The sequence below is a fragment of the Azospirillum terrae genome, assembly GCF_053470425.1.
Genome location: NZ_JBPXMR010000002.1, coordinates 470694 through 490679 on the forward strand (window position 1 = coordinate 470694; position 19986 = coordinate 490679).

Here is a 19986-nt window from a genome sequence, read left to right on the forward strand (position 1 = left end):
CGGCGCGCGCTCCATACCCGGCGCGCGCGCCTACGTGGTTTGCAACTCGCAGTCGGCGACCTTGGCGGCGGCCAGCGCCTCGGCGGTCAGCGCCGCGGCGCGCAGGTCGCAGTTGCGCACGCTGGCGCCTTCGAAGCGGGTCGGCAGCGTGCCGCCGCTGCGCAGCGCCAGCGGTGTCGCGTCGGCACCGTGGAAGCTGGAGAACTGCACCTGCGCGTTGGAGAAATTGGCGCCGCGGATGTCGGCGCCGGAAAAGTCGGCGTACTGGATGGTGGCGCCGCTGAGGTCGGCCGCCGCCAGCACCGCGTTGGTCAGCGTGGCGCCGCTGAGGTCGGAGCCGGCGAAGGACACCGTCGCCAGCATCAGCCCGGACAGGTCGATGCCGCGCAGGTTGCGGCCGGCGAAGTCGGCGCGCTGGCCGTCCGTGCCGCCGCTGTCCACCCAGGCGCGGTGCATCTCGGCAGCGCGCTTGGCCTCGGCGCGGACATCCAGGTAACGGCGGAAGCCCTCGTTCATCTGCAAGGCGTTGATGGTCTCCGGCGTCACGTCGAAGATGGTGTTCTCCACCGTCACGTCGGTCAGCACGGCGTCCGTCAGCACCGCGCCGGCCAGCGTCGAGCCCGACAGGTCCGCCCCCTTCAGGTCGGCGCCGGTCAGGTCGGCGCCCTGGAGGTTGGCGTTGCGGATGCGGCAGCCGGCCATGTCCGCCCCGCGCAGCGACGCCCCGGCGAAGTTGGAGTTGGACAGGTCGGTTTCCTGCACCACCGTCTGTTCGCGCTTCTTGCCGCCCGGCGACGTGAGGTCGTCGCGGTAGACCATCACCGAGCCCTGCTTCATCCGCGTGTCGTTGAGCGTGGCGTCCTGGGCATCGGCGTAATGGAAGCGCACCCCGTTCAGCGTGGCGCCCGAGAAGTCCGTGCGCACCAGATTGCTGCGGATGAACAGGCTGTTGGTGAGGTCGGTGTCGCGGAACTGCGCCCCCTCCAGGTTCGAGTAGGAGAAGTTGCAGGCCACCATGGCGCCCTTGGAGAAGTCGAAATTCTCCAGGATCACGTAGGAGAGATTCGACATCGTCAGGTTGAGGCGCTTGCCTCCGCGGCCGGACAGATGAAGCAAATGGTTCCGCAGCGACTCCCGCATGCGGCTGAGCCGGTCCTGCTTATCCGCCGCTTTCGTCGCGCTGCCGGTGTTCACGCTGATGCTCATGACTCCTTGGTATTGCCCCGGTGGTCATTCGAGGACAAACTGTCTCTTACACCGGAATGATATATGCCCGCTGGATCAATTTTCGTCAAATTGTGACATACTAAAAGCCACACTGAAAGTCTGGGCTCTGCCGCATCCTTGGGTTAGGGTGTGGCGGCCATGCCGGGAGAGCCACGCCGATGGACAGCGAACTGCGCCTCACCAACCTCGACCAGATCGACGACGATCACGAGCAACTGCTTTTCGCGTTGCAGGAGCTGGCGTACGGCGACGGGCTCGGGTGGGTGGGCATGGACCGGCTGATCGCCCAGGTGGTCGATCACTTCGACCACGAAATGCCGCACCTGGAGCGTATCGGCGGCGCGCTGAAGGCGCGTCACCTCGGCGCGCACGCGCTGTTCCTCGACCGCCTGTCGGCGATCCGCGACCGTTGCGAGGCTGAGCCCGACCGCGCCCGCGCCGAACTGGCGGAGATCACCGCGCGTTTCATTTCGCACACCAACACCGACGATCTGGAGATCGTCGAGGCGTTGAAGACGCTCGCCCCGGTGGAAGCGGCCCCCCCGATGGTGAGTCTGAACGACATCATGCTGTAGCAGGGTGAACCAACCCGCGGGTTCGGGCGTTGAGAAAGCATGAGCATCCCCGTACGAGACAACGCGGCGCAGAGCCGCTTTGAGTTGGACGTGGACGGCCGCATCGTCTTCGCCAACTACCGCCGGCAGGGCTCGACCCTGTACATCCCCTACGTGGAGGCGCCGCCCTCGCTGCGCGGCACCGGCGCCGCCGGCCGGCTGATGCAGGGCATCATGGACATCGCGCGCGCCGAGACGCTGAAAGTCGTGCCGATCTGCGGTTACGCGTCCCATTGGGTCCGCCGCCACCGGGAATACCACGACCTGCTGGGCTGACGTTTCACTCGATCACGAGGACGTGACGGCACCTGTCTGGAGCCGTCCGCCGCTCTTGCCCTATATTAGAGGCAGGCCGGTCCCGGAGCATCGCATGGAAGCCGCAATCCGGCTGGGGATCTTCCTCGGCCTCTTCATCGTCGCAGCGCTGCTGGAGGCGGCGTTCCCCAAGCGTCCGCCGACCGTTGGCCGGGGGCGGCGCTGGGCCGTCAATCTGGGCCTCATCGCCGTGGATGTCGCCGTGCAGCGCCTGACCGTCGGCGCACTGGCCGTCGTCACCGCGGCCTGGGCGCAGGAGCGGGGCGTGGGGCTGTTCAACGTGCTCGACCTGCCCTGGTGGGCCGGGGCGGTGGTCACCTTCCTGGTGCTCGACTTCGCCATCTATCTCCAGCACGTGCTGTCGCACCGCATGCCGCTGTTCTGGCGTCTGCACCGGGTGCACCACGCCGACCTGGACATCGACGTCACCTCCGGCCTGCGTTTCCACCCCGTGGAGATTCTGCTGTCGCTGGTCTGGAAATCGGCGGTGGTCGCGGCCATCGGCGCCGACCCCTGGGTGGTCGTGGCGTTCGAGGCGGTGCTGAACGGCTCGGCCATCTTCACGCACGCTAACCTCCGCTTGCCGTCCGGGCTCGACACCGCGTTGCGCTGGCTGGTCTGCACGCCGGACATGCACCGCGTCCATCACTCCATCGAGCGGGCGGAGGCGGACACCAACTATGGTTTCTTCCTGTCGGTGTGGGACCGGCTGTGCGGCACCTACCATGCTGCGCCCCCGGCCTCCGGGCACGAGCGCGCGCCCCTGGGCATCGCCGGTTTCCGCGAGCAGCTCGGCCTGCCGCAACTGCTGGCGATGCCGTTCAGGAGCGACGCCGCCCCGCAACCCGCCGTGAGGGCGTGACGCCATGGACGGTTTCGTCTCACCGCCTAAGTTCCGCGACCCGCTCGTCACCGCGGAGGGCAAGCCGCGCGCGTCGGTGGATCTCGGCGGGCTGACCACTCTGTGGTTCAACACCGGCACGCTGTGCAACCTGACCTGCGTGAACTGCTACATCGAGTCCTCGCCGCGCAACGATTCGCTGGTCTACCTCACCCCCGCCGAGGTGCGCCGCTTCCTCGACGAGGCGGCGCACGCGGCGCCGGAACTGCGCGAGGTCGGCTTCACCGGCGGCGAGCCGTTTCTCAACCGCGATCTGCCGGCGATGCTGGAGGATGTGCTGGGGCGCGGCCTGCACGCGCTGGTGCTGACCAATGGCATGCGGCCGATGATGCTGAAGCGCAAGGCGTTGCGGGCGCTGGCCGCGGCGCACGGCGAGCGGCTGGTGCTGCGCGTCTCGCTCGACCACCACACCGCCGGCGGGCACGAGGCGCTGCGCGGGGCCGGCACCTTCGCCAAGGCGCTGGAGGGGCTGCGCTGGCTGGCGGACAACGGCCTGCACGTGGCGGTCGCTAGCCGCACCGTGTCCGGCGAGGGACAGGCGGCGCTGCGCCAGGGTTTCGCGGGCCTGTTCGCCGCGCAGGGGCTGGCGCTCGACGCGCACGATCCCAAGCAGCTCGTCCTGTTCCCTGAGATGGACGGCAGCACCGAGGTGCCGGAGATCGCCGAGACCTGCTGGGCCATCCTCGGCAAGAATCCGGAGGCGATGATGTGCGCCTCCTCGCGCATGGTCGTGCACCGCAAGGGCGAGCCGGAGGCGCGCGTCGCCGCCTGCACGCTGCTGCCGCACGACCCGCGCTTCGACTGCGGCGCCACGCTGGCGGAGGCGCGGCGGCGCGTCTGGCTCAGCCATCCGCATTGCAGCCGGTTCTGCGCGCTGGGGGGCGCCAGCTGCGCTTCATAAGCGCTTGTGCGGGGGCGATTGCCGCGGTCATCATGCGCGTTCATCGCCCATCACGCCGAGGTCCTCCGTGCCGAGCCTGCCGCCTTTACGCCCTGCCACCAACGCGCGGCCGCTCCCCATGGGACGGTGCGGCGCCCGATTGGTTAGCTGGTGATCTCCACGGGCGGACGGGAGCGGCGATGCGCAGAGTGAAGGCGACCGGGCGGGTCGATTGGCGGCCGGGCTTGCGCAAGTACCCCTACGGCATGGCGGCGTCCGCGGCCGGGGCGCTGTGGCGCGAGGACGCGCGCTATGAGTTCTCCGCCCAGCAGATCGACCTGATCGAGAGCGTCGCCGACGAACTGCACGGCATGGTCCGCGAGGGGCTGCGCGCCGTCGTCGAGGACAAGCTGCTCAGCGACCTAGGCCTGCGCGGCGAGGCGGCGCGGCTGGTCGATGCCTCGTGGACGGATTACTGGCGGCCGGGCGGCATCAACGAGCGGGCCGGGTGTCTGGTCGGGCGCCTCACGCTGGCCTACGACGGGCGCGATTCGGTCAAGCTGCTGGCCTGCAACTACGACATGGCGCCGGGGCTGTTCGCCGCGGCGCTGGTGCAGCGCAACTGGCTGGAGGCGATGGCCCCCGACGCCGACCAGTTCAACGGCCTGCACGAGGCGCTGATCGAGCGTTGGGAGGAGTTGGTGCACGGCGTGCCCGGCCGCGCCCGCCTGCACTTCGCCTGCGCCACCCCCGACCCGATGCGCGAGGGCGAGCTGATCTACCTCGCCGCCACCGCCGCCGAGGCGGGGATCGAGACGGTTCTGCTGCCGCTCCAGGACATCGGCTGGGAGGACGGGCGCTTCCGCGACCAGGCCGGTGAGGCCATCGCCTGGCTCGCCAAGCTCTACCCGTGGGAGGCGCTGGGCAGCGACGCTTTCGTGCAGCGCTTGCGCTCCGCCGGCATGGGGGTGCTGGAGCCGGCGTGGTGCTGGGCGGCGTCGAACCACGGGCTGCTGGCGGTGCTCTGGCACCTCTACCCCGGCCACGCCAACCTGTGCCGCGCGGCGCTGGACGATTCGGCGCTGGGGCCGGTGGAGGCGGTGACGGTGCGCAGCCTGTTCGGCCTCGACCACGCGGCGACCCGTCTGGGCGAGCACGGCCGCGTGGTGGCCGAGGCGGGGGCGGTGGCCGAGCCCGGCGGTTGGCTGTGGCTGGAAACCCCGCCGACCTTCGAGCAGGACGGCGTGCACGCGGTGCTCGACGCCTGGATCATCGGCGACAAGTGTCTGGGGATGATGGTCCGCGAGGCGGCTGGCCCGTTGGTGGGGGCGGACGCCGCGGTGGTGCCGCACCTGTTTCGGGGGTGAGTGCGGGCACGAGCGGAAGGTCTGGGCGTAGGGAGCAAGATTTTACACGGATTTCACGGATTTAGGCACGAATTACACGGATTTTCTTTTATTCGTGCGCGGCAACGGCTTGCGGGGCAAGCTAGGGCTGTGCACGATCAAAGAAAATCCGTGTAATCCGTGTTCAAATCCCCAAAATCCGTGTGAAGTCTTGCTTCGGCCTCGGATCATCCCCGTGTTGCCGATGACTATCCAAAAAAAACAAAAAGGGCGAGGAAATCCCCGCCCTCGTGTCGCTCATTCCCGCCGGCTCAGTTCTTCTTGGCGCCGGTCTTGGTTATGCTGGCGATCTGCTTCTGCAAATCGTCGACCCGCTTCTGCAACTCGTCCAGCGAGTAATCGGCCGGCGGCCTAGCCCCTACGGTCGGGGCGGAGTGCGGCTCGTCGCCCTCCTCGTGCGCGCCGAATGGGGTGAACATGCGCATCGCCCGCTCGAACATGGCGAGGTTCTGCTTGCCCATCTCCTCCAGACGACCGAACGGGAACATGCCGCCCAGCGTGTTCTGGAAATAGTCGCGCATCTGCTCCTGGTTGCGGGCGAACGACTGCATCGAATATTCCAGGTACCGCGGCACCATCCACTGCATGTTGTCGCCGTAGAAGCCGATCAACTGGCGCAGGAAGGGGATGGGAAGCAGATTCTGCCCCTTGCTCTCCTCCTCGACGATGATCTGGGTCAGCACCGAACGGGTGATGTCTTCGCCCGTCTTGGCGTCGTAGACGACGAAGTCCAGCCCATCCTTGACCATCTGGCACAGGTGGTCGAGCGTGACGTAGCTGCTGGTCGCCGTGTTGTAAAGCCGCCGGTTGGCGTACTTCTTGATCGTGATCACGGCGGACTTCTGATCTTCCTTTTCGGCCATCGCGGGGTCTTTCTTGTGAGCCAACGTCGGGAATCTCTCTGAGCTTAGAACTACGACATGGGGCGCCGACTGGCAAGTCTCCAGCCGAAAAGGGGGCATTCCGGCCTCCGTTACCCCCCATTCGCGCGGCGCTGGTCAAGTCTGTGCCCCTCCTCTTATACTGCCGGCATGGCCGACCCTACCGACTCCGACATTCCCACCCTGGACGCTCTGGCGCGGCGCTACCTCGACCTGTGGCAGGAGCAGTGGTCGGCGCTGGCCTCCGACCCGGAGGTGGCGGACAATGTCGCCCGGATGTTCCAGATGCTGGGGCAGGGGGCGGCGGCGTTCGCGCCGACGGTGTTCGGGCCGGGCGGCTTCGCCTACGGCAGCCCGCCGGGCGCCGGATGGGACCCGCGCCCGCAACAGGGCTGGCCCTTCAACAACAAACCCGCCGAACCAACGGAGGGAGCCGTCCATGACCGCCCAACAAGCCCCCCGGCCCCCGCTGCGCCAGGGCCCGCGCCCGCTGGGACTGCACCTGTCGACCGTCCTGACGGCGCTGCTGAGCTCGCCCGGCGGCTTGCCACACTTGAGGAACGGCTCGCTTCCATGGAGGCCGGGCCTCGCCGAGCGGGCGGCGGAACTGCGAAGTCTCGTCGCCGCCGCGGACCCGGACGCGCTTCATGACGCCGTCGATCTCGAGGTGCGGCGGCGCATCGACCGGCTGCTGACCGGCGTCGAGCGCTACCGGCACCACCCCTACCGCCGCGACCTGCCCGACCCGCCCGTGGTGTGGACCGAGGGCGGCAGCCGCCTGCTCGACTATGGCGCTCTCAACCCCGATGCGACCGGCGTGCCGGTGCTGTTCGTGCCGTCGCTGGTCAACCGCCACTACATCCTCGACCTGTCCGCCAAGAAGAGCATGATGCGCTGGCTGGCGGCGCGGGGGCTGCGGCCGTACCTCATCGACTGGGGCCGGCCGGGGCCGCTGGAGCGGCGCTTCACCATGACCGACTACATCGCCGGCCGGCTGGAGCGCGTGCTCGACGCCGTGGTGGCGCTGACTGGGCGGCCGGTGCCGGTGGTCGGCTATTGCATGGGCGGGCTGCTGGTCACCGCGCTGGCGCTGCGCCGGCCGCGCGAGGTGGCCGGCATGGTGCTGATGGCGACGCCCTGGGACTTCCACGCCGACGACGCGGCCAGCGCCCGGCGCGCCGCGTCCTTCTTCCAGCCCTTCGGGCCGCTGCTGGAGGCGTGGGGCGAACTGCCGGTGGACGTGCTCCAGGCTCTGTTCGCCCAGCTCGACCCGATGCTGGCGTTGAAGAAGTTCTCGCACTTCGCCCGCATGGCGCCGGACAGCGCGGCGGCGGAAGACTTCGTGGCGCTGGAGGACTGGCTGAACGACGGCATTCCGCTGGCCGCCGGGGTGGTGCGCGACGCGCTGGCCGGCTGGTACGGGCGCAACGACCCGGCGCTCGGCAACTGGCTGGTCGGCGGGCTGCCGGTGGAGCCGGCGCGGATCACCGTGCCGACGCTGGCCCTCGTTCCCGAGCGCGACCGCATCGTTCCGCCAGCATCGGCAACTGTTTTGGTACAGTCAATTCCGGGTGCTCAAATGTTGAGACCCTCACTGGGGCATATCGGAATGGTGGTCAGTGCCGGAGCAGAGACCGGCGTATGGCTTCCCCTGGCCAAATGGCTTAATACCAGAGCTTAACCCCAGCCGGACGGGGGCCTTGCATTAGCAAAATCTTGCGCCTAGGCTACGCCGTCTCCGGCATCCATGAACTGTCGATAATAAAACTGTCAAATCTGAGGAGCGTTGTCATGACCGAGGTTGTTATCGCCGGTGCGGCCCGCACCGCTGTGGGCGCGTTTAACGGTAGCCTGAGCTCCGTTCCGGCACATTATCTGGGTGAGGTCGCGATCCGCGAGGCGCTGAGCCGCGCGAAGACGGATGCCGCTGAGGTCACCGAAGTCATCATGGGTCAGATCCTGACCGCCGGTCAGGGCCAGAACCCGGCTCGCCAAGCCGCCATCAACGCCGGCATCCCCGCCGAGAAGACCGCCTTCGGCATCAACCAGCTGTGCGGCTCCGGCCTGCGCGCCGCTGCGCTCGGCTATCAGGCGATCCGCGAGGGCGACGCCGAGGTCATGGTCGTCGGCGGCCAGGAGAGCATGAGCCAGGCTCCGCACGTCATGCACCTGCGCAACGGCGTGAAGATGGGCTCGGCCGAGCTGCTCGACACCATGCTGCGCGACGGTCTGACCGATGCCTTCCACGGCTATCACATGGGCAACACCGCCGAGAACGTCGCCCAGAAGTGGCAGCTGACCCGCGACGAGCAGGACGCCTTCGCCGCCGGCTCGCAGCAGAAGGCCGAGGCCGCCGTCAAGGCCGGCAAGTTCAAGGACGAGATCGTCCCGGTCACCATCAAGGGCCGCAAGGGCGACGTGATCGTCGACACCGACGAGTACCCGAAGTTCGGCACCACCGTTGAGTCGCTCGCCAAGCTGCGCCCGGCCTTCTCGAAGGACGGCACGGTGACCGCCGGCAACGCTTCGGGCATCAACGACGGAGCCGCCGCGCTGGTGCTGATGAGCGCCGACAACGCCGCCAAGCGTGGCGTCGCCCCGCTGGCCCGCATCGTCGCCTGGGCGACCGCCGGCGTCGATCCGGCGATCATGGGCACCGGCCCGATCCCGGCGTCGCGTCTGGCCCTGCAGAAGGCCGGCTGGAAGATCGAGGACCTCGACCTGATCGAGGCCAACGAGGCGTTCGCCGCGCAGGCGCTGGCCGTCAACAAGGACATGGGCTGGGATACGTCCAAGGTGAACGTCAACGGCGGCGCCATCGCGCTCGGCCATCCGGTCGGCGCCTCGGGTGCCCGCGTGCTGACGACGCTGCTGTTCGAGATGCAGAAGCGTGACGCCAAGAAGGGCCTCGCCACGCTGTGCATCGGCGGTGGCATGGGCATCGCTCTCTGCGTTCAGCGCGACTAATCGGGGCACGGGCCGTTTTCTGAAAAGGGAACGGCCCGCTTCCTTTCGGCGCTCGACAAAAAACGTCAATCAACAGACGTAAAACTTAAATACGGGGGAGAAACGAAATGGCTCGAGTTGCAGTAGTCACCGGTGGTACGCGCGGCATTGGCGAGGCGATCTCGGTCGGGCTGAAGAAGGCCGGCTACACGGTTGCCGCCAACTACGCCGGCAACGACGAGCGCGCTAAGGAGTTCTCGGCGCGCACGGGCATCGCCGTTTACAAGTTCGACGTGTCGGACTTCGACCAGTGCAAGGCCGGCATCGAGAAGATCACCGCCGAGCTCGGCCCAGTCGACGTGCTCATCAACAACGCCGGCATCACCCGCGACGGCGTCATGCACCGCATGACCTATCAGCAGTGGGAGGAGGTGATCCACACCAACCTCTCGTCCTGCTTCAACATGTGCCGCAACGTCATCGACAGCATGCGCGAGCGTGGCTTCGGCCGCATCGTCAACATCGGCTCGGTGAACGGTCAGGCTGGCCAGTACGGTCAGGTCAACTACGCCGCCGCCAAGTCGGGCATCCACGGCTTCACCAAGGCCCTGGCGCAGGAGAGCGCGGCCAAGGGCATCACGGTGAACGCCATCGCGCCCGGCTACATCGACACCGACATGGTGCGCGCGGTGCCGGCCCACGTGCTGGAGAAGATCGTCGCCAAGATCCCGGTCGGCCGCCTCGGCCGCGCCGACGAGATCGCCAAGGCGGTGCTGTACCTCGTCGATGACGAGAACGGCTTCATGACGGGCTCGACGCTGTCGGTCAACGGCGGCCAGCACATGTACTGATCGCCGGGCCGGACACGGCCTGGACGAGACGATGGCCCCTTCCCCAGAGCGGGGGGGGCCTTTTTCGTTTTGTGGCAAAGCCTCACGGCCGCAGCTTGTAGATCTCCGCCCGCGCGTGGTCGGTGGACACCTCGGCGCAGCCGCCGATGGCCGGCCCGACCGGCAACTCGCCGAACGCCGCCACCGCGCCCTCGTCCTTCAGCCGCCCGACGAATCCCGCCTCGCGGCCACGCGCCACCCAGGCGAAGCCCAGCCATGTCGGGCGGACCGGCTCGCCACCGGCGCGGACCATGGCGCCGAACGCCGCGTCGTCCGGCGTGCCCGGCGGGAAGACGGCGAGCACCATGCCGTCCGTTTCCTCCGGCAGCGCCGCCTGACGCAGCGACACCGTCATCAGCCCCAGCCACACCGCCAGCACCACGCCGCCGAGGGCGAGGGCGAAGCCGTGGCCGAGGCCCATGGACGGTGTGTCGTGCATGGCCGGTATTTAGGCTCCCGCCTCGGCGCTTGCCAGGGAGGGTGCCGGCTTCTCGGCGATCGGCCAGTGCACGATGGCGGCGAGCAACGCCAGCGCCACGCTCAGCCACCACACCACGTTGTAGGAGCCGGTGCGCTCGTACAGCACGCCGCCCAGCCAGACGCCGATGAAGGCGCCGACCTGATGGCTGAAGAAGGCGAATCCGTAGAGCATGCCGAGATACCGCGTGCCGAACATCAGCGCCACCAGCCCCGAGGTCGGCGGCACGGTGGACAGCCACAGCAGGCCCATGACCGCGGCGTAGACCAGCACGGAGGCCGGCGTGACCGGCAGCAGGATGAACACCGCCGTCGAGACGCCGCGCAGGACGTAGTTGCCGACCAGCAGAGTGCGCTTGCTCATCTTGCCGCCGAGCACGCCCGACGTGTAGGAGCCGGCCACGTTGAACAGCCCGATCAGCGCCAGCGCCCAGGCCGCGAGGCCGGGGCTGATGCCCGCTTCGATCAGATAAGGCGGCAGGTGCGTGGTGATGAAGGCGAGCTGGAAGCCGCACACGAAGAACCCGGACACCAGCAGCACATAGCTGCGATGGCGGAACGCCTGTCGGATCGCTTCCACGAAGCCGATGTTGGCGCCGGTGATCGCGACTTTGCTGTTGCCCATGCCGCCCGATCCGGCGAAGGCGCTGGCCAGCACCGGGATCAGCAGCATGGAGCCGCCCAACAGCGCCAGCGCCGTCTGCCAGCCGTACCCGGCGATGAACGCCTGCCCCATGGGGGCGAACAGGAACTGGCCCATCGAGCCGGCGGCGGTGGCGATGCCCATGGACCACGAGCGCTTTTCGGCCGGCACCATGCGGCTGAAGCCGGCGATGACGATGCCGAACGAGGCGCCCGCCAGACCCAGTCCGATCAGCACACCGGCGCTGAGGTGCAGCATGAGCTGGGTGTCGGCGATGGACATCAGCCACAGGCCCAGCGCGTACAGCACGCCGCCGCCGGCCAGCACCGGGGCCGGCCCATAGCGGTCGGCCAGCGCGCCCGCGAACGGCCCGCCGAGGCCCCACAGGACGTTCTGGATCGCCATGGCGAGCGCGAAGACGTCGCGGCCCCAGCCTCGGGTTTCCGACAGCGGGCCGATGAACAGCCCCATGCTGGAGCGCGGTCCAAAGGCGAGCATGGCGACCAGACAGCCGCAGACGATGATGATTGCGGGCGTGCGCCAGCCGGCTGCGCTGGTGGACGCGGGGGTGCTGCTCATGGTCCTGTCCCTCCCACCGGTGCGTGCCCCGACGGTCTGTGTCGACACGGCCCGGTTTATAGCCGGTGATGGTACGCGGGGTGGCGGCTTTCCGCCAATTCATAATGGGAAACTGGATTATTCCGCGGCGGAATGCACGAGGTCGAGCGGCCGGTGGAGGTGGCGCCGCAGGCTGCCTTCCAGCGCGTCGAACACCGGGGCGAGGCGGCCGCTGTGCCGGGCGCGCAGCAGCCAGACGGCGACGGTCAGGCGGAAGCCCTCGACCTCGACCGGGGCCAGCCGGCGGCCGTCCTCGGTGCCGTTGATCAGCCGCAGCGGCCCGACGCCGAAGCCGACGCCGCGCGCCGCCAGCGACAGCAGCAGCTCCTGGTCGAACGCCTCGACCGCCACGTTGATGGACAGGCCGCGCTTCTCCAGCGCACGTTCGAGCGCCGTGCGGTAGCCGCAGCCTTCGGGTTGCAGCACCCAGCCCAGAGCGTTCATCGCCTCCAGCGTGCGGCCATGCCCGGCGATCAGCGCGGGCGTGCCGACGACGCGCACCTCCTCCAGCGCCAGCCGGCACCCCTCCATGTCGCGCGGCGCGTCGCCGGCAGCGGGTTGCAGCAGCAGCGCGCCGTCCAGCGCCCCGCTGGCGAGCTGTTCCAGCAGCACCTCGCTCCAATCGGAATGCAGCCGCACGGTGAGCGCGGGGAACGACGCCCGCAGCGTGTCGAGCGGATCACCGGCGATGGTGCGCGCCAGCACGTGCGAAGAGCCCAGGCGCAGGATGCCGGCCGGCTGGCCGCTGCCGGCGAACACCTCGCCCAGCCCTTCGACCGCCTCCAGCACGCGCCGCGCGTGGGCGAGCGCCACCTGGCCGTCGCGGGTCAGCATGAGCGGCTTTGTCTGCCGGTCGAACAGGGTGGCGCCGACCTCGGCCTCCAGGCGCTGGATCAGGCGCGACACGGCGGATTGGGTGACGTGCAGCCGGTTCGCCGCCTCCTGCACCGACTGCGCCTCGGCCACCGTCACGAAGGTGCGGATCTCGTTGAGCTTCATGGGGGCGGTCCGGCAGGCTCGAACGGGTTGAACAGCGGGATGCCGAGGTTCTGGAAATCGCGCACGTTGCGCGTGGCGACGGTCAGGCCATGCGCCGCAGCCGTGGCGGCGATCAGCAGGTCTTCCGGATCGCGTCGGGGGTGATTCAGGCGCAACTCCGCCCACCGCTTGCTCGTCCTGACATCGACGGGAAGGATGCTGTCGCGCCGAAGGTCCTCGATATCCGCGAGCCAAATATCGAGGTGCGCTGCGCGCTCCTTATCGCGTCCCCGCAGGCCGACAATGCCGCGATGAATTTCTCCGATGGTGATGACGCTGATGAAAGCGCTTCCCTCCGGCAGGGCAGTCATCCATGCAACGACGCCAGGGTGCGGGCGCGGCCTGTACGCCTCCGACAGCACATTGGTGTCCAGGAGAAAGGCCGTCATTCGAAATCAGGCGGTTCGCGGCGCCATGCTCCACCACGTGGGCCGATGTACGGATCCAGATCGACTGCGGCCTCTTGGGGCCGTCGCAGGATTAATTCCGTCAGAGTCGGCCGCCGCTCGCCAGTCAGCCGCTGGTACTCCTCGGCGGGCACGACCACGGCCGCTGGCACCCCGTCGCGGGTGATGGTCAGCGGTCCTTCGCTCAGCGCGCGTTCGACGACGGCGCGCAGTTCCTCGTTGTCCTTCTTGAGCGGCAAAACGCCCATGGCCCGACCTCCAGCTGACGGCGCCCCGTCCGACAAACGAGTGTCGGAGCGGGGCGGAGCCGTGTCAAGGGAGGCCCAAACGAAGAAAGGTTCAGTCGTCCTGGTCCTGCGCCAGCTCATCGGCCAGCTCGCCGGCCATTTCGGCGAACAGGCCGGCGTCCACCGTCAGGCCGCGCTGTTCGCAGATGCGCACGAAGATGCGCCAGGAATGCAGGATGGCGACGTCGAGCACGGCCTCGTCGGCCTCCTCGCTGTGGCTGTCCTTGATGGCGCGCTCGGAGAGCGTGGCCACGACATCGTGCTCGGCGGCCTGAAGAACCGCTTCCATGGCACGCTTGTGGAGGTCCGACATGGCGTTCGTCCAATGGTCCGTTTTGAATAAGCTTTGGCTCCGGCGCCCGCTCGTCCATGCTGACAGGCAGGGAAACCCGGAAGGGTGATTTCATAGAAGCCCGGCCCACCGGAAGCAACACCGACGCATATGACCGACACCGCATCCGACCGTACCGCGCGCGAATACCCCGACCGCCCCTGGGTGGGCGTGGGCGTCATCGTCTGGAAGGGCGACCGTCTGCTGCTGGTTCGCCGCGGCCGGGCGCCGCGGCTCGGCCAATGGAGCCTGCCCGGCGGCGCCCAGGGCGTCGGCGAAACGGTGTTCGAGGCGGCGGCCCGCGAGGTGCTGGAGGAGGCCGGGCTGACCGTGCGCCCCATCGAGGTGGTCACCGTGGTGGACGCCATCACCCGCGACGCGGCCAGCGCCGTCCACTACCACTACACGCTGGTCGAGGTGGCCGCCGAGTGGACGGCCGGCGAGGCGACGGCCATGGACGACGCGCTGGACGTGCGCTGGGCCGATGTGGAGGAGGCGGTGGCGCTGGTCCCCTGGGACGAGACCGACCGCGTCATCCGGCTGGCGGCTGCCCGGCGTTTCGGGAAATGAAGGCGGGCACGTCGTCGGCGGCCAGCGGCCGGGAGAAGTGGTAACCCTGGATGCGGTCGCAGCGGTAGGCGCGCAGGAACAGCAACTGCTCCGCCGTCTCCACCCCCTCGGCGATGACCTGGAGGCCGAGCGCGTGCGCCAGCGCCACGATGGCGTGCACGATGGCGGCGGCGTCGCGGTCCTCGACCATCGCCGAGACGAAGTGCTTGTCGATCTTCAGCGCCTCCACCGGCACCTTGCGCAGCAGCGACAGCGACGAATAGCCGGTGCCGAAATCGTCGAGCACCAGCCGCACCCCGGCGCCGCGCAGTTCCAGCAGGAGCTGCCGCGCCTGCTCGCCGCCCTGGAACAGCACGGTTTCCGTCAGCTCCAGCTTGAGGTTCGAGGCCGGCAGCCCGGTTTCGTTGAGCACCCCCAGCACGGCGCGGGCGAGGCCGGGATCCTCCAGCTGGCGGGACGACAAATTGACCGCGACGGCCACGTCGGCCAGCCCGTCGCGCATCCACCCCGCGGCGGTGGCGCAGGCGCGCCGCAGCACCCAGTCACCCAGGATGTGGATGCCGTCGCCGGCTTCGGCCATGGGGATGAAGACGTCGGGCGGCAGCACCGTGCCGTCCGGCAGCCGCCAGCGCACCAGCGCCTCGAACCCGGTCAGCCGGCCGGTGTGCGCGTCGGCCTGTGGCTGGTAGGCGAGCCACAGCTCGTCCCGGTCGATGGCCGCGCGCAGCCGCTCGGCGAAGGCGGCGGCGACCTCGTTCTCCGGCATGCCTTCGGCCGTTCGGCCCTCGGGCAGCGGGCCGAGAAGGCCCGCCTCCGCCAACGCCTTGATGCCCGCCGCCATGACACCTCCTGATCCCCGCATCGGCTATAACAACCGAGTCGACGATTTGTTAACCATAATTCAGGAGTAGTTAACGCGGTTTTGATTGGTTGCGAAAGCGTTAACGGAATTGCGCGCGGTGACAAGAATGGGGGCGCAACGAAAAAGGCGCCGACCCTTGCGGACCGGCGCCTTTCCCTCAGGAAGCCCTGAATGCGTCAAACATTAAACCGGAAGTGGAAGATGTCGCCGTCCTGGACGACGTACTCCTTGCCTTCCTGGCGCATCTTGCCGGCGTCCTTGGCGCCCTGTTCGCCGCCAAGGGTCACGAAGCTCTCGTAATCGATGGTCTCGGCGCGGATGAAGCCGCGCTCGAAGTCAGTGTGGATGACGCCCGCGGCCTCCGGCGCCTTGGCGCCGCGGTGCACGGTCCAGGCGCGCGCCTCCTTGGGGCCGACGGTGAAGAAGGTAATCAGGTTCAGCAGCTTGAAGCCGGCGTGGATCAGCCGGTTCAGCCCGGTTTCCTCCAGCCCCATGGCGCCGAGGAACTCCTGCTTCTCGGCCGGGTCGGAGAGCTGCGCCACCTCGGACTCGATGGCGGCCGAGATGACCACGCAGCCGGCGTTCTCGGACGCCGCCTTCCTGGCGACCATCTCGGAGAATTTGTTGCCGGTGGCGGCCGAAGCCTCCTCGACGTTGCAGACATAGAGCACGGGCTTGTCGGTCAGCAGCATGAACTGCTTGAAGACCGGCTTCTCCTCGGCGTCCAGTTCGACCACGCGGGCCGGCTTGCCGTCCTGGAGGACCTTGAGCGCGCGCTCCATCAGATCGGCCTTGATCTTGGAGTCCTTGTCGCCGCCCTTGGCCTTCTTCTGAAGGTTGGTGAGCTGGCGCTCCAGGCTCTCCATGTCGGCGAGCATCAGCTCGGTCTCGACCACCTCGGCGTCGCGCAGGGGATCGACGTTGCCCTCGACGTGGGTGACGTCGTCGTCCTCGAAGCAGCGCAGCACGTGGACGATGGCGTCCACCTCGCGGATGTTCGCCAGGAACTGGTTGCCCAGGCCCTCACCCTTGGAGGCGCCGCGGATCAGGCCGGCGATGTCGACGAATTCGAGTTGCGTCGGGATGATCTTCTGCGACTTGGCGATCACCACCAGCTTATCCAGCCGCGGGTCGGGCACGCCGACGCGGCCGACGTTCGGCTCCTTGGTGCAGAAGGGGAAGTTGGCCGCCTCCGCCGCCTGGGTGGCGGTCAGGGCGTTGAACAGGGTCGACTTGCCGACGTTGGGCAGGCCGACGATACCGCAATTGAAACCCATGGGTCGGGGTGCTCGCCGTCGGAAATGCTGAAAGTTGGCCGCTTTATCCTACGTGGGGGCGGAAAGCGCAAACGCGAAGTGGGGGCGGGGTGCCGCAGGGCGCACTTGACCGAAATCAACGCGGTGCCGCGGGGGTGGGGAGAGTATTCACAAAATCCCGCTTGCGCCGCTGTAGAATAGCGGCCGGCCTGTAAATTAGGAGGTTCTCATGAGCGTGCGCGACACCGCCGGCTTAGCTCTTATCCTTGCCGTTGCCCTGGCCACGGGAGCACAGGCCGCGACCTTGACGCCCAACTGCGTCGATCCGGTGGAGTACAACTGCACGCTGGCCGACCTGCGCGGCAAGGACTTCTCGAACCTCAAAATGCCCGAGGCGAATTTCGAGGCGGCGCTGCTGGAGGGTGCCAAGTTCCGCAACGCCGACCTGCGCTCAGCCAATTTCCAGGTGGCGCTGGCGCCGCAGATCGATCTGTCCGGCGCCAATCTGGAGAACGCCCCGGCGTTCGCCACCTACATGAAGGATGCCAACCTGCAAGGCGCCAACCTGAAGGGCGTCAACTTCACCCGCGCGACGCTGGAGGGCGCCAACCTGAAGGGCGCCAACCTGGAAGGCACGATCCTGATCGGCACGCGCCTGAGCGGCGCCACCTGGACGGACGGCCGCGTGTGCGCGGCGGAGTCGATTGGGGAGTGCCGGTAGCCGCATCCAAGGGAGAACAGGGTCTCATACCCCCGATGCGGCATCGCGGTGATGCCGCATCGGCCTCGGTGCGTTCAGTTTCCGACCAACAGCTTGCGGCGCAGCGCGGTGTATTCGTCGGGCGTAATGGCGCCTGCCTCACGCGCTCTCGCCAAGTCGGCCAATTCCTGTTCCGGCGAGACCAGCCGATTGACCACCACGCGGGGACTGTCCGAAGCGCACCCGGCCAGCAGAAGAAGAGCCGCGATGGAGGTCGATTTCGAGATGCCCCCCATAGCGCCTATTCCTTCAAGATCTTCTGTTTCTGCGCTTCGTAATCGGCCGGGGAGATGGCCCCGCTGTCCAGAGCCTGCTTCAAGTCGATCAGCGCCTGTCCTTTTGAAACGGTGGTGTTTTGGATCGCCGTTTCCGAGCGCGCTCCGCCCCCGCCACAGGCGGCAAGCCCGCAATTTGCGCTGATCACCACCGCCATCGCAAAAAGCTGTCGAAAGCTCATGTCGCCCTTCCTTGACCAAGGATCGCACCTCGGATTTCAGCGTATCCATCCCTCTGAAAGCAAACGGGCTTCCGAGGTGCCGCATTCAAATGGTGTTAAGCAGGAATAAGGGTATGTGTAGAGTGCGGGTCATGGAAGGCGAGATGGCCGTGAATCCCTGCGTTACGTAAGCTGTGATACGTAAAGTTACTTGCGTAGCGCCCTGTTGTCGTCGATATGGAGATTGGGTGCGGTCCAGGCGATTACTGGCGCCAAGGGGCGGCTTTTGATAGGGGTGGCCACTCTTTTTTGGCATCCGGGGATTGGCCTGGCCCGATTTGGAAGGGGTGCTGGACCACTGGGATAAGCCTTCAAAACTGACCCACTCCGAGATGGCGTCTGCAGCGACTTGGACGTGGTGGCTTTGAACCGATGGTGCCAAGCGATGGAGGCTCGGATGGACACCGTGGCGTTTCGTGAGCCGGAACTGGAATTCGAGCTTGGCGGCCCCGCCTATCGCATCATGCAGCGCCTCGGCATCGTCAAGGGGGCCGGCCCTTCGGTGATGCGCCGCACCGTCGCTTTCATCGCCATTGCCTGGGTGCCGCTTCTCGTCTTCGCGGTGATGGAAGGGCACGCCTTCGGCCCGACGCCGAGATCGGCCTTCCTGTGGGATTTCGCCACCTATGCGCGGTTTTTCCTGGGGGCTCCGCTGATCTTCGCGGCCGAGCTGCTGGTCGGTCCGCGCATGCGGAGCGCGGGTCTGCGCTTCATCCAGGCCGGCATCGTCCGGCCTGAGAGCCGAGCCGACTTCGCGGCGGCGGTCGAGCGTGTCCAGCGGCGGCGGGAGGCCTATCTGCCGGAGGTGGCGTTCCTGGTCGTCGCCCTGGTCGGTGCACGCTTCGTCAATCTGGAGCAGATGACCGGGCTGACGGCCACCACGTGGCACACGGCCTGGGTGAACGGCGAACTGCATCTGTCCGCTTCGGGGTTCTGGTACCGCTTCGTCGCCATGCCCCTTCTGCAGTTCTTTGTGCTCCGGTGGGTTTGGCGGCTTGTGATCTGGACCCTGTTCCTACGGGAGGTGTCCCAGCTTCGGCTGAACCTCCTTGCGACCCACACCGATATGGCGGCGGGGCTGGGGTTTCTTGGGGTTGCCCATGTCTCGATGGCCATATTCCCGTTTGCCGTGGGGTGCGTGATCGGCGCGGAGATCGCCTTCCGCACCCATTTCGAGGGGCTGGATCTCGCAAGCCTGAAAGCCATGGCGCCCCTGCTCATCGCCTACCTCGTGTTCGTCGAGGTCGCCACCTTCGGGCCGCTGCTGATCTTCGTGCCTTTGCTGGCCCGCACCCGCCTGGAGGCGTTGCGCTCCTATGGGATTCTGGTCCAGCACCACAATCAGCTGTTCCACGACAAATGGATCAAGGACGAGAAGCCGCCCGGCGAGCAGCCGCTCGGAAATCCGGACATGTCGTCGCTGGTCGATCTGGGGTCCAGCTACACGGTGGTGCGCCAGATGCACGTCGTGCCCTTCAGCGCGATCCATCTGGCCCGTGTCGCGGCCATTTCGTGCGTGCCCGGCCTTCCCGTCCTGTTCCAGATATTGCCGTTCACGGAAGCGCTGAAGGTTCTCGCCGGCGTCCTGATCTAGGCCGTATCACTTCGGCGGCTGGGTCGCCAGCGTCACCTTGTTCATGAAATTCTCGGGCTGGCCTTGCACCAGCAGCGGGAAGGACGCCGCGCAGGCGTCGATCAGCGGCTCGATCCACGCCTGATCGGCCTTGGCGAAATCGTGCAGCACGTAGCCGGACACGGCGTTCTTGTCGCCGGGGTGGCCGATCCCCAGGCGCACCCGCCAGTAGTCCTTGCCGATGTGCGCGTCCATCGAGCGCAGGCCGTTGTGGCCGCCGTGGCCGCCGCCCTTCTTGACGCGGATCTTGCCGGGAGCCAGGTCCAGATCGTCGTGGAAGACAACCACCTGCTCGGGCGTCAGCTTGAAGAACTGCATCGCCGCGCCGACCGACTGGCCGGACAGGTTCATGTAGGTGAGCGGTTCGAGCGCCAGCACCTTGTCGCCGGCGACGGTGCCCTCGGCGGTCTGCCCCTGGAAACGCTTCTTCCAGGGCGAGAAGCCGTGACGGCGGGCGATCTCTTCGACCGCCATGAAACCGATGTTGTGCCGGTTGCGCGCGTATTCCGCGCCCGGATTGCCGAGTCCGACCAGCAGCAGCATGGACA

General features: G+C 67.6%; 24 protein-coding genes. 11 read left to right on the forward strand and 13 right to left on the reverse strand.

What is annotated here, in order from left to right:
* Positions 1–30 precede the first annotated feature (30 nt).
* Entirely contained in the window at positions 31–1206 is a 1176-nt protein-coding gene (locus ACSVDD_RS08715) for a pentapeptide repeat-containing protein (protein WP_448188934.1), read from the reverse strand.
* Between the two features lie 179 nt (positions 1207–1385).
* Here ACSVDD_RS08715 and ACSVDD_RS08720 point away from each other — a divergent pair, with 179 nt between their 5' ends.
* The 5 genes from ACSVDD_RS08720 (at position 1386) to ACSVDD_RS08740 (ending at position 5304) form a co-directional block, all read left to right on the forward strand.
* Positions 1386–1802, forward strand: coding sequence for a hypothetical protein (locus ACSVDD_RS08720; RefSeq protein WP_448188935.1), 417 nt, complete (start codon positions 1386–1388; stop codon positions 1800–1802).
* A gap of 39 nt (positions 1803–1841) precedes the next feature.
* Positions 1842–2117 (forward strand): GNAT family N-acetyltransferase, encoded by a 276-nt coding sequence (locus tag ACSVDD_RS08725; protein WP_448188936.1) that lies wholly within the window; start codon positions 1842–1844, stop codon positions 2115–2117.
* Between the two features lie 94 nt (positions 2118–2211).
* Entirely contained in the window at positions 2212–3018 is an 807-nt protein-coding gene (locus ACSVDD_RS08730; protein WP_448188937.1) for a sterol desaturase family protein, read from the forward strand.
* Positions 3019–3022: 4 nt separating this feature from the next.
* Positions 3023–3958, forward strand: coding sequence for a radical SAM protein (locus ACSVDD_RS08735; protein WP_448188938.1), 936 nt, complete (start codon positions 3023–3025; stop codon positions 3956–3958).
* Between the two features lie 179 nt (positions 3959–4137).
* Complete coding sequence (locus tag ACSVDD_RS08740; protein WP_448188939.1) at positions 4138–5304, forward strand: glutathionylspermidine synthase family protein; 1167 nt, start codon at positions 4138–4140, stop codon at positions 5302–5304.
* A 290-nt stretch (positions 5305–5594) separates the two neighbouring features.
* Here the strand turns inward: ACSVDD_RS08740 and phaR are convergent, their stop codons facing one another.
* Positions 5595–6206 carry a polyhydroxyalkanoate synthesis repressor PhaR gene (phaR, locus tag ACSVDD_RS08745; RefSeq protein WP_448188940.1) on the reverse strand — a complete coding sequence of 204 codons (612 nt, stop codon included), beginning with the start codon at positions 6204–6206 and terminating at the stop codon, positions 5595–5597.
* Between the two features lie 457 nt (positions 6207–6663).
* Here phaR and ACSVDD_RS08750 point away from each other — a divergent pair, with 457 nt between their 5' ends.
* The 3 genes from ACSVDD_RS08750 to phbB all read left to right on the forward strand — a co-directional run bounded on the left by ACSVDD_RS08750 (position 6664) and on the right by phbB (position 10021).
* On the forward strand, positions 6664–7905 hold the full coding sequence (locus ACSVDD_RS08750; RefSeq protein ID WP_448188941.1) for an alpha/beta fold hydrolase: 1242 nt from the start codon (positions 6664–6666) through the stop codon (positions 7903–7905).
* A gap of 110 nt (positions 7906–8015) precedes the next feature.
* A complete protein-coding gene (locus tag ACSVDD_RS08755) occupies positions 8016–9191 on the forward strand; it encodes an acetyl-CoA C-acetyltransferase (RefSeq protein ID WP_448188942.1) in 1176 nt (391 codons plus the stop codon).
* Positions 9192–9298: 107 nt separating this feature from the next.
* Positions 9299–10021, forward strand: coding sequence for an acetoacetyl-CoA reductase (gene phbB, locus ACSVDD_RS08760; RefSeq protein WP_448188943.1), 723 nt, complete (start codon positions 9299–9301; stop codon positions 10019–10021).
* Positions 10022–10103: 82 nt separating this feature from the next.
* Here phbB and ACSVDD_RS08765 read toward each other — a convergent pair whose 3' ends face one another.
* The 6 genes from ACSVDD_RS08765 to ACSVDD_RS08790 form a co-directional block, all read right to left on the reverse strand.
* A complete protein-coding gene (locus ACSVDD_RS08765) occupies positions 10104–10499 on the reverse strand; it encodes a hypothetical protein (protein ID WP_448188944.1) in 396 nt (131 codons plus the stop codon).
* A gap of 9 nt (positions 10500–10508) precedes the next feature.
* Positions 10509–11759: an MFS transporter gene (locus tag ACSVDD_RS08770; protein ID WP_448188945.1), complete on the reverse strand. Its 1251-nt coding sequence runs from the start codon at positions 11757–11759 to the stop codon at positions 10509–10511.
* 117 nt (positions 11760–11876) lie between these two features.
* Positions 11877–12797, reverse strand: a complete 921-nt coding sequence (locus ACSVDD_RS08775) for a LysR family transcriptional regulator (RefSeq protein ID WP_448188946.1) — start codon at positions 12795–12797, stop codon at positions 11877–11879.
* On the reverse strand, positions 12794–13225 hold the full coding sequence (locus ACSVDD_RS08780; protein WP_448188947.1) for a type II toxin-antitoxin system VapC family toxin: 432 nt from the start codon (positions 13223–13225) through the stop codon (positions 12794–12796). Before ACSVDD_RS08780 ends, ACSVDD_RS08775 begins: the two co-directional genes overlap by 4 nt.
* Complete coding sequence (locus tag ACSVDD_RS08785; RefSeq protein ID WP_448188948.1) at positions 13222–13491, reverse strand: type II toxin-antitoxin system prevent-host-death family antitoxin; 270 nt, start codon at positions 13489–13491, stop codon at positions 13222–13224. The genes ACSVDD_RS08780 and ACSVDD_RS08785 overlap by 4 nt, the downstream gene beginning before the upstream one ends.
* A 91-nt stretch (positions 13492–13582) precedes the next feature.
* Complete coding sequence (locus ACSVDD_RS08790; protein WP_448188949.1) at positions 13583–13843, reverse strand: hypothetical protein; 261 nt, start codon at positions 13841–13843, stop codon at positions 13583–13585.
* Positions 13844–13972: 129 nt separating this feature from the next.
* On the opposite strand from ACSVDD_RS08790, the gene ACSVDD_RS08795 reads away from it, so the two are divergent.
* Positions 13973–14431, forward strand: coding sequence for an NUDIX hydrolase (locus ACSVDD_RS08795; RefSeq protein ID WP_448188950.1), 459 nt, complete (start codon positions 13973–13975; stop codon positions 14429–14431).
* On the opposite strand, the gene ACSVDD_RS08800 is transcribed toward ACSVDD_RS08795, so the two are convergent.
* Positions 14394–15272 (reverse strand): putative bifunctional diguanylate cyclase/phosphodiesterase, encoded by an 879-nt coding sequence (locus tag ACSVDD_RS08800; protein ID WP_448188951.1) that lies wholly within the window; start codon positions 15270–15272, stop codon positions 14394–14396. The two genes, ACSVDD_RS08795 and ACSVDD_RS08800, sit on opposite strands and share 38 nt — an antisense overlap.
* Positions 15273–15469: 197 nt before the next feature.
* Positions 15470–16570, reverse strand: a complete 1101-nt coding sequence (gene ychF, locus ACSVDD_RS08805) for a redox-regulated ATPase YchF (RefSeq protein WP_448188952.1) — start codon at positions 16568–16570, stop codon at positions 15470–15472.
* Between the two features lie 208 nt (positions 16571–16778).
* Here ychF and ACSVDD_RS08810 point away from each other — a divergent pair, with 208 nt between their 5' ends.
* Positions 16779–17270 carry a pentapeptide repeat-containing protein gene (locus ACSVDD_RS08810; RefSeq protein ID WP_448188953.1) on the forward strand — a complete coding sequence of 164 codons (492 nt, stop codon included), beginning with the start codon at positions 16779–16781 and terminating at the stop codon, positions 17268–17270.
* 74 nt (positions 17271–17344) lie between these two features.
* Here ACSVDD_RS08810 and ACSVDD_RS08815 read toward each other — a convergent pair whose 3' ends face one another.
* Together ACSVDD_RS08815 and ACSVDD_RS08820 are read right to left on the reverse strand one after the other, a co-directional pair.
* Positions 17345–17545, reverse strand: coding sequence for an SHOCT domain-containing protein (locus tag ACSVDD_RS08815; protein ID WP_448188954.1), 201 nt, complete (start codon positions 17543–17545; stop codon positions 17345–17347).
* A gap of 5 nt (positions 17546–17550) precedes the next feature.
* Complete coding sequence (locus ACSVDD_RS08820; protein WP_448188955.1) at positions 17551–17766, reverse strand: SHOCT domain-containing protein; 216 nt, start codon at positions 17764–17766, stop codon at positions 17551–17553.
* A 436-nt stretch (positions 17767–18202) separates the two neighbouring features.
* Here ACSVDD_RS08820 and ACSVDD_RS08825 point away from each other — a divergent pair, with 436 nt between their 5' ends.
* Entirely contained in the window at positions 18203–19399 is a 1197-nt protein-coding gene (locus ACSVDD_RS08825) for a hypothetical protein (RefSeq protein WP_448188956.1), read from the forward strand.
* 6 nt (positions 19400–19405) lie between these two features.
* On the opposite strand, the gene pth is transcribed toward ACSVDD_RS08825, so the two are convergent.
* Positions 19406–19981, reverse strand: a complete 576-nt coding sequence (gene pth / locus ACSVDD_RS08830; protein WP_448188957.1) for an aminoacyl-tRNA hydrolase — start codon at positions 19979–19981, stop codon at positions 19406–19408.
* Between the last annotated feature and the right edge of the window lie 5 nt (positions 19982–19986).

Bases quoted from the DNA above. Each gene is read 5' to 3' on its own strand.
- ACSVDD_RS08800 (WP_448188951.1), bottom strand. From the start codon at position 15,272: ATGGCGGCGGGCATCAAGGCGTTGGCGGAGGCGGGCCTTCTCGGCCCG.
- ACSVDD_RS08820 (WP_448188955.1), bottom strand. From the start codon at position 17,766: ATGAGCTTTCGACAGCTTTTTGCGATGGCGGTGGTGATCAGCGCAAAT.
- ACSVDD_RS08770 (WP_448188945.1), bottom strand. From the start codon at position 11,759: ATGAGCAGCACCCCCGCGTCCACCAGCGCAGCCGGCTGGCGCACGCCC.
- ACSVDD_RS08795 (WP_448188950.1), top strand. From the start codon at position 13,973: ATGACCGACACCGCATCCGACCGTACCGCGCGCGAATACCCCGACCGC.
- ACSVDD_RS08815 (WP_448188954.1), bottom strand. From the start codon at position 17,545: ATGGGGGGCATCTCGAAATCGACCTCCATCGCGGCTCTTCTTCTGCTG.
- ACSVDD_RS08755 (WP_448188942.1), top strand. From the start codon at position 8,016: ATGACCGAGGTTGTTATCGCCGGTGCGGCCCGCACCGCTGTGGGCGCG.
- phbB (WP_448188943.1), top strand. From the start codon at position 9,299: ATGGCTCGAGTTGCAGTAGTCACCGGTGGTACGCGCGGCATTGGCGAG.
- ACSVDD_RS08790 (WP_448188949.1), bottom strand. From the start codon at position 13,843: ATGTCGGACCTCCACAAGCGTGCCATGGAAGCGGTTCTTCAGGCCGCC.
- ACSVDD_RS08780 (WP_448188947.1), bottom strand. From the start codon at position 13,225: ATGACGGCCTTTCTCCTGGACACCAATGTGCTGTCGGAGGCGTACAGG.
- ACSVDD_RS08810 (WP_448188953.1), top strand. From the start codon at position 16,779: ATGAGCGTGCGCGACACCGCCGGCTTAGCTCTTATCCTTGCCGTTGCC.
- ychF (WP_448188952.1), bottom strand. From the start codon at position 16,570: ATGGGTTTCAATTGCGGTATCGTCGGCCTGCCCAACGTCGGCAAGTCG.
- ACSVDD_RS08715 (WP_448188934.1), bottom strand. From the start codon at position 1,206: ATGAGCATCAGCGTGAACACCGGCAGCGCGACGAAAGCGGCGGATAAG.
- ACSVDD_RS08735 (WP_448188938.1), top strand. From the start codon at position 3,023: ATGGACGGTTTCGTCTCACCGCCTAAGTTCCGCGACCCGCTCGTCACC.
- ACSVDD_RS08730 (WP_448188937.1), top strand. From the start codon at position 2,212: ATGGAAGCCGCAATCCGGCTGGGGATCTTCCTCGGCCTCTTCATCGTC.
- pth (WP_448188957.1), bottom strand. From the start codon at position 19,981: ATGCTGCTGCTGGTCGGACTCGGCAATCCGGGCGCGGAATACGCGCGC.
- phaR (WP_448188940.1), bottom strand. From the start codon at position 6,206: ATGGCCGAAAAGGAAGATCAGAAGTCCGCCGTGATCACGATCAAGAAG.
- ACSVDD_RS08765 (WP_448188944.1), bottom strand. From the start codon at position 10,499: ATGCACGACACACCGTCCATGGGCCTCGGCCACGGCTTCGCCCTCGCC.
- ACSVDD_RS08775 (WP_448188946.1), bottom strand. From the start codon at position 12,797: ATGAAGCTCAACGAGATCCGCACCTTCGTGACGGTGGCCGAGGCGCAG.
- ACSVDD_RS08725 (WP_448188936.1), top strand. From the start codon at position 1,842: ATGAGCATCCCCGTACGAGACAACGCGGCGCAGAGCCGCTTTGAGTTG.
- ACSVDD_RS08750 (WP_448188941.1), top strand. From the start codon at position 6,664: ATGACCGCCCAACAAGCCCCCCGGCCCCCGCTGCGCCAGGGCCCGCGC.
- ACSVDD_RS08825 (WP_448188956.1), top strand. From the start codon at position 18,203: ATGGACACCGTGGCGTTTCGTGAGCCGGAACTGGAATTCGAGCTTGGC.
- ACSVDD_RS08720 (WP_448188935.1), top strand. From the start codon at position 1,386: ATGGACAGCGAACTGCGCCTCACCAACCTCGACCAGATCGACGACGAT.
- ACSVDD_RS08740 (WP_448188939.1), top strand. From the start codon at position 4,138: ATGCGCAGAGTGAAGGCGACCGGGCGGGTCGATTGGCGGCCGGGCTTG.
- ACSVDD_RS08785 (WP_448188948.1), bottom strand. From the start codon at position 13,491: ATGGGCGTTTTGCCGCTCAAGAAGGACAACGAGGAACTGCGCGCCGTC.